This window comes from Bacillus thermozeamaize (assembly GCA_002159075.1).
Taxonomy (GTDB): Bacteria; Bacillota; Bacilli; order ZCTH02-B2; family ZCTH02-B2; genus Bacillus_BB; species Bacillus_BB thermozeamaize.
The window spans coordinates 1-6,570 of the sequence record LZRT01000112.1 but is presented as its reverse complement, the minus strand read 5'-3'; the positions used below and the strand labels follow the sequence as shown (position 1 = coordinate 6,570).

At 58.6% G+C, this 6,570-nt stretch carries 4 protein-coding genes and 1 pseudogene; 2 read left to right on the top strand and 3 right to left on the bottom strand.

Translation table 11 applies throughout. The features are described 5' to 3' along the window. Positions 1-184 precede the first annotated feature (184 nt). Entirely contained in the window at positions 185-1,585 is a 1,401-nt protein-coding gene (locus tag BAA01_14040; GenBank protein ID OUM85135.1) for a hypothetical protein, read from the top strand. Then, positions 1,582-2,352 (top strand): AAA family ATPase, encoded by a 771-nt coding sequence (locus BAA01_14035; protein ID OUM85134.1) that lies wholly within the window; start codon positions 1,582-1,584, stop codon positions 2,350-2,352. Before BAA01_14040 ends, BAA01_14035 begins: the two co-directional genes overlap by 4 nt. Before the next feature lie 25 nt (positions 2,353-2,377). Here BAA01_14035 and BAA01_14030 read toward each other — a convergent pair whose 3' ends face one another. The 3 genes and pseudogenes from BAA01_14030 to BAA01_14020 form a co-directional block, all read right to left on the bottom strand. Further along, a complete protein-coding gene (locus tag BAA01_14030) occupies positions 2,378-2,671 on the bottom strand; it encodes a hypothetical protein (GenBank protein OUM85133.1) in 294 nt (97 codons plus the stop codon). 721 nt (positions 2,672-3,392) lie between these two features. Then, positions 3,393-5,669, bottom strand: coding sequence for a hypothetical protein (locus tag BAA01_14025; protein ID OUM85132.1), 2,277 nt, complete (start codon positions 5,667-5,669; stop codon positions 3,393-3,395). 154 nt (positions 5,670-5,823) lie between these two features. Further along, positions 5,824-6,570, bottom strand: a pseudogene (locus BAA01_14020) (hypothetical protein).

The following is a 6,570-nucleotide window of genomic DNA, read 5'->3' as shown; positions in this document are numbered from 1 at the left end:
TGTACGCGCTAACTTAAAAGGGGACCACTGACAGCGGAGTGATCACGAAAAAGGGGACCACCCCGAGCACCTCGTCCATTACCCTGACTTCTGGGAAGAACTCGGAGGTCAGGGAGGAGAGGAGATGCTCAAGGTGGTCGATATTGAGTTTATCCGACGTCTCCACTTCCGCAAAGGGTGGTCCATTCGCCGCATTGCCAAGGAGCTTCACCACTCCCGCAAGACGGTTCGGAAGGCCCTTCAAGACCCTGGGCCATGGGAATACCGCATGAGCCGCCCGCGGCCGGCGCCGAAAGTCGGCCCTTATCGGGAACTGGTCCGGCAGTGGCTGCTAGAAGACCGCAATGCCCCGCGGAAGCAGCGACACACGGCTCGACGGATTTATCAGCGCCTGCGGGATGAACACGGCTATGAAGGGGCGGAATCGACCATTCGCCGGGTGGTGGCCCAGCTGCGGCGGGAGCTGGACACGGATGGACCGGAGCCGTTCTTCGTCCTCTCCCCCGCCCCTGGAGAGATGGCGCAGGTGGATTGGGGCCAAGCGAAGATTGTGCTGGCCGGCGTCCCCACGGTGGTCCACCTGTTCTGCGTGCGATTGCACTACAGCGGCGTGCCGTTCGTGTGGGCCAGTTTGCACGAAAAGCTCGAGGCGTTTCTGGAAGGGCACGTTCGGTGGTTTGCGTGGGTTAACGGTGTGGTCGAGAAGATGGTCTACGACAACCTCACGCCGGTGGTTCGCAAGATTGTGCAGGGGCATGAGGGCCGGGAACTGAGCGAACGCTTTGTTGCCCTGCGCTCCCATTACGTGTTTGACAGCGTGTTTGCCAATCCGGGGGCAGCCCACGAGAAGGGCAGTGTGGAGAATCTGGTCGGGTACGTGCGCCGGAATGTCTTCACCCCGGTGCCGCATGTGGAATCCCTCGATGAACTGAATGCGAAGCTGCTGGCCTGGTGCGAGCAGGAACGGGAGCGGTGGGAGGAAGAAAAGCGGGCCCTCAGACCGCTTCCTGCGGGTACATTCAAGCCGTGTGTGGTGCACTATCTCCCGGTCAACAAGCTGTCGCTGGTGACCTACGAGCGCAATCGCTATTCCGTTCCCACCCGTTGCGTCGGGCAGATGGTGCGAGCCGAGGTCTACGCGGATCGGCTGGAGTTCTATTGGCGGGACCAGCAAGTGGCCGTGCACCCGCGAGCCATGGGACGGGGCCAGACGGTCCTGAGCCTGGAGCACTTTCTTGGAGCACTGGTGCGCAAACCGTATGCGGTTACCCACGCGGCGGTGGTGCGTCAGCTGCCCGAGCCTTACCAGACCCTGCGGCGGCGGCTGATGGAGCACGACCCCAGCGGGTACCGGGAGATGGTCCAGGTTCTGCTTTTGCACCAGGAGTTTGCACCCGAGGCCGTTCGCGAGGCCATCCAAGAGGCGCTGGCCGCAGGCATCTATCTGGCCGACGGCATCCGCCAGTTGCTGCTCAACCGGTTCGACCTGAGGAAGGAGGTTCATGCCGGCCCGACGCGGGGTCCGGCGGTACCGGTTGGAGATCCGCGCCGGTATGACGCTCTGCTGGTGGGGGTGGGCGCATGAATCGCCACCCTGCGGTCATCGAAGACTTGATTGACTTGCGGTGCAAACAGCTGAAGCTGCCTGGCCTGCGGGCCACCCACCGGGAGCTGGCTCGCGAGGCGATGGAGAAAAGCATCGCACCAGGCGAGTTCTTGCTCAGCTGCTTGGAACAGGAATTGGCTTCGCGGCATCGCCGGCGGTTGGAGACACGGCTGCGAGCCGCCAAGTTTCCGCAGCTCAAGACGCTGCAAGAGTTTGAATTCGACGCGATACCACAACTGCCCAAGGCCAAGGTGCTGCAGTTGGCGGAGGCCAATTTCGTAGCCGCCAAGGAAAACGTGATTTGCCTGGGGCCCAGCGGAACAGGCAAGACCCATATTGCCACTGCGCTGGGCATCGCCGCCATCGAGGCGGGTTACCGGGTCCGGTTCATCCGCGCGATCACGCTGGCCCAGGAGCTGCTGGCGGCTCAGCAGGAGGTACGGCTGAATCGTTACCTCAAGAGCTGGGAGAAGTTCGACCTGATCATCTGTGACGAATTGGGGTACCTGCGGCTGGGGCCGGGGGCGCCGCTGTTCTTCCAGTTCGTGGCGGAACGGCACGAGGCCGGCAGCCTCATCGTGACCAGCAACCTGGAGTTTTCCCGCTGGGAGGAGGTGTTTGGCGACACGGCGCTGACGACAGCACTGTTGGACCGGATTACGCACCGGGCGCACATTCTGGTTTTCAACGGGGAGTCGTACCGCTTCCGTGAAAGCCAGCGGTGGCGCCAGCAGCTGGAAGCCTAATTGACGACCTGGCCGCCCTGCCCCCCTAGGGGCAGGGGGCAAGGGACGCGCGCGGTGCTCTGGGTGGATCCCTTTTCGATGAGCACAGTGGTCCCCTTTTTGATTGACACTCACACCGAAGATCCCGGACGTTGTCACCGGGCTCGAGCAGGACGATGTATCCGTGGTCGTAGAGGTCGAAAGGAGAGACGTCGTTCGGGTCGTGTAGAGCTTCCTCCAACTGGTGAAACTGTTGGCTCAGATAGTTGAACACGGGTTGAGGGAGGACTCGCGCGCGTTCGAGGACTTGCAGGTCCTCTTTTGTCTTGATGGTTCTCATGGTGGGTAACCCTCCTGAATGAAAAATACCGGCCCCAACGAGCCGGTTCAGGAGGATAATATCTGTTTCAAACTGCGGTTGATTCGGTTGGGCGAAACCAGGGGAAGCTACTCCATCATGGGATATTTCCTTGGCAGTATTCGAGGGAGGTTAAGGATCACGAAGGCACCGCCCAGACACTAGGCGTACACGCGAGAGGACACGTCTCCCTCTCTCAGCGCCCGCTAACAAGCTCGCGCGTTGTACGCCTTTAAGGTTCGGTGTATACACATGCGACAGTTCTGCGTACTCCGCTTTGACCCGTTGAAAAAGTTCTTCGAGGTCGTCGAACTGGCCCTGGTCGTTCGCGAGTGATTCCGCGCGCTCATACGCTTTGAGCGCCTCGTCTGGTCAAAGTCGCCCATTCGGAGAATTGTCTACGCGCTGTTAAAGTTGAGGTCGAACCTGGAAATCGAGCCAATCCCTCGTTAACCCACTGCTCTGAATCGACAAGGTTTCCCCGGGGAGCGGTGATTGTTAACCGAAACACGCATATGCTGGGAATCTTGCGGTACGAGACCAGCGTACTTCTCGCGCAAATTTCGCGCTTCCTTCGACCAACCTGATTCGACGAGCGAGCTCACTTTGTTGAGCTCGTGCCATCAATTCAACCGGCGAACCAGTCCAACCTGCCGAGGATGCCCAGCGGTACTCTCCGTTGTCAAACGGCGGTCAGTCCGTCTCAGACGATAGACAACTGCTGGGCCAGGTTTGCCAGATCTTCTCGCTGCCTATCGTCCGTCAGGAGTGACTCAGCACGGCGATAAGCCTCTACAGCCGAGGATGAATCTCCCGCGAGGAGATACACGTAGGCGCGGTTAAACCAAAGGTCGAAGTCGTCTGGATGGACTCTCAATCCTTCGTCGAGCAGCATCAAGGCACGCTCTGTATCTCCTCGTGCTACGGCGATGACCGAACCAACACTATAAATTCCGGGATCATCGGGCACCACACTCGCGTATTCCTGGAGCAGGCCTTGCGCTTCATCGAGATGACCTGCTTGCACCAACGCCTCGATGTTGGCTTTCACTTTTTCCTTGTACCGTTCAAATTCGCCGACTCTCAGCTGCTCCTCCAATTTTGCCAACTGCAGTCGAATACCCCGGGTCAAAGGTGCGAACCGATTCACCGCCTCGCGCAGATACTCAATTTGCTTTTTTAGGTCTTCTTTGGCGAGTTGCGCTTGGCGCATGAGCATGAGCGCCGCTTCTTCGTCAGTCTTCAGCTCGCCTGCCAGCCCACCATCGAGCACTTCCGACCGGTAGAGACCCTCAATGTAAGAAGTACCCCACTCGATGTACCGTTCAAACAGACGCCCATACTGGCTGTCGTCCCACTCCCCATGAAGCAGCGCGTAACGGGCCAGGGCTTTCGCAGTTCGCAGCTCGGCCAAGGTCTGTAGATCACCAAGGTTGAACAAACGGTTCGCGAGCACCTTTGGGACGTCTGGATGTCGCCGCTGGGCAAACGTCAAAAGCTGGGCCAGATGCTTTTCGCCAAGGTCTGTCATCACTCGCCAGTCCACGAGAGCTTCCCGGACCAATGTGTACAGCAAATCTCCATAAAAGAAAGGCGCCTCCCGCCAGCTCCATCCCTCCAGCTGCGACAGATGACGCTCCAAATCCGATCGGTCAGCGGCCACCCGAGCGGCGTTGAGAACGGAATAAACCGATTCGCCCGAAGCGAAGATGACAGACAATCGCCTGTCGAGCTCCGCGTCCAACTGTAACCGGGTCCGTTCAAGTGTGGCCAGGAATTTCTGGATGACCTCGGGCTTATCCAGTGCTGCGAGCCGCTGGTACAACGTGCCGATCTCCTGATAACGCTGCGCCTTGAGAAGGCTATCGACGGTCTTGTCGAAGAACGGTTCCAGCAAGTCAACAGCCTCAACCTGCAGGGCCCATTCTCCCGCTTCTTCGAAATTGCCCAGTCGGTGGTGAAGGGAAACCAAATCTCGACGGGCGTCATCGGCTTTGTAGAGGGAATAGTGGGGTACGGACGTATCCTTGGAAGCTGGGGACCCGGCGAAGTCCCGCACAATATTCAGATACCGCTGATACGCGTGGACGGCCTCTGGAAGCTCGCCGACGGCACCGTGAGCCTTGGCTTTAAAGTAATAGAGATCCGGGTAACCATCGCGCAACGCGATGGCCTCGTCGCAAAAACGAATCACCTGGCGAAACCGCCGAAGCTGGAAGTGCAGCAGCGCCAGCTGACTGTACACGTACATGTAATTCCGGCTTTGTGGACCTTTGCTCTTGACCAACTCATAGGCCCGCAAGATGGGGTCCACTGCGTCTTCGTAATCTTTGTGCATCGCATAGCTCTTGGACAGCTGGTACCAATAGTATATGTTGCTGGGATCCTTTTCCAACTCCAGCTTCAGCAGGGTTGCCGTGCGCTGGAACTTTCGCTCCATCAGTTCCTTGTCGGTGGCCAAATACCCGTAATGCAAAAAGGTAACCGGCAAATGCATGATCGGTCCCCGGTAAACGGGCTGGTTGTGGACTCGTCCCGTATACCGAAAGCCCGGCAGTTTCCGAAATAGCCTGGGCGCCACTAACGTTGGTACGTGCAGGGTGTCATCTTCTTCATTAGTAACGTTTTTAATCAGCACCGTCGCTGCGTTATACCTCTTGCAACGGGACGAGGTGAGGAAATCGATCACAGGCTGGGGCGTCTCGAGGATTTCATCGGCATCCACTGTCCAGAACCACTCGCCGCGAGCGTAGCCGATAACGATATTTCGCATCTGCGAGAAGTCGTTTTGCCAGGGGTGAGAGTAGACCCGATCCGTAAACCGACGGGCGATTTCCACCGTCCGATCCTCAGAGCCGGTATCAACCACAATGAGCTCGGAGTCTACAGCCTCAAGAACCGGGAGAAGGGCCTGCAAACAGCGTTCAAGCCATCGCTCCTCATTCTTGACCATCATCCCGATGCTCAGTTTCACGTTCATCACCCACACCGGCAGCAAATGGTGAAAACAAAAAGAGATACAGCCATATTGATTCGGTTGCTACTTCTGCGGTTGCTACTTCTGCGTTAGCTACGTATCAAGGAGAAGAAATGGCGATGGGGCCCGGATTGTAGCCCGGGCCCCGTTTTTGCCTTTAGCCGAGCAGCTGCAGCACCGACTGCGGCGCCAGGTTGGCCTGGGCCAGCATGGCCGTGGAGGCCTGCTGCAAAATCTGGTACTTGGTGAACTGCATCATCTCCGCAGCCATGTCGACGTCTCGAATCCGGGACTCGGCCGCTTGGAGGTTTTCCGCGGACGTGCCCAGATTGGCGATGGTGTGCTCCAAGCGGTTCTGATAAGCGCCCAGCTTCGACCGTTCCGCCGACACCCGCTCGATGGCGTTGTTGATCGCAGTAATGGCCTTGTCGGCGTCCTGCTGATTCATCACGCTGATGCCCTGACCCTGTTGCAGGACGTAGAGCGAGACAGTACCGGGTGTGGCAGCCACACCGGTGGTAGCGTCGGCATCACCGATCGCCAACGTGATGCTCAAGGAGCTGCTACCATCAGCGATGTAAGCCGTGTTCGTCACCGAAATGACTACCGAAGTGTCGCCGTTCGAAATTTTCGCCGACGCAATCTGTTCCCCAGCCTCGTCCAAGAGAGTAACCGTTCCGTCCTCGGCCACTTCCACCTTATAGGCGCCAGCCACGAGTCCGTCAATGCCACTATTCGATGCCGACTCGACATCGAAGTCGGTGGTCCCCGGATCGGCGCTCCAAACCGCCGCCGTCGCCACCACGTTCAGCGCCTTAGCCCGCATGTCGGCGACGGAGATTTCGATATTTTGCCCACTGTTGGCGCCGATATGGAACTTGCCGGAGAACGAGCCGTCCAGAAG